The sequence below is a fragment of the Vibrio sp. 811 genome (assembly GCF_033339195.1).
Genome location: NZ_JAWOUB010000264.1, coordinates 1 through 807, shown reverse-complemented (window position 1 = coordinate 807; position 807 = coordinate 1). Strand labels below are relative to the sequence as shown.

The window sequence follows — 807 nt, the reverse complement described above, 5'->3', positions numbered from 1 at the left end:
ATGCCTACGGCTTGTCCATTTGGTACAGAAGAAACCGACATGAATCAAATGGCGAACACGGTGTTAGCTACCATGACGGTTGTCTTGTTTGCTGAAATGCATGACAGAGAACAAGCTTTTGAACGTGCATTTTCGTACTGGGAGTCGTATTGTGCAGCAAACTGATTGCATGACTGCCTAACGATACAAAGTTGTTGGATCGGAATCCTTTATCTATTGTTTGTGTATGCTCGTCAGTGATGAATTTATCACCACAAGTCTCTCTTTGCTGGTTAGCATAGACATCACCATTGCGGTGATGGGTTTACTTTTCGATAAGAAATGAGGACATGGATAATGCTAAAGCACACGACGTCAAGTGAAAAGGCGGCTCACCCCATCCCGCAAGAAGCCTTCGATTGGTACGACGAATACGCGCACGGAAAGATCTCGCGCCGAGAATTTCTCAATCGGCTTGGTGGCCTTGTGGTGCTAGGGTTTAGCATGACCGCACTGGTTGACGCGCTGACACCAAACTACGCGCTTGCCGAGCAAGTCTCCTTCAATGATCCTGAAATCAAAGCCACGTACGAAACCTTTTCGTCGCCGAATGGGCATGGTGAAGGACGTGGTTACTTGGTGATGCCTCAGAAAAAGACCATCAAATCACCAACGGTTTTGGTGATTCATGAAAACCGTGGCCTCAACCCTTACATTAAAGACGTCGCGAGGCGACTAGCGAAAGATGGTTTTATCGCCTTTGCTCCCGATGCTCTCTACCCGTTAGGTGGGTATCCGGGAAATGATGATGAAGGGCGAGCAATGCAA

Annotated in this window: 1 protein-coding gene and 1 pseudogene; both read left to right on the top strand. The window is 47.7% G+C overall.

The features are described from left to right. Positions 1-165 (top strand): annotated as a pseudogene (locus R7Q46_RS26250) (glycosyl transferase); the annotation flags it as partial. A gap of 168 nt (positions 166-333) precedes the next feature. Beyond that, the coding region (locus tag R7Q46_RS26245) for a dienelactone hydrolase family protein (RefSeq protein WP_318078093.1) at positions 334-807 on the top strand (474 nt) is incomplete at its 3' end.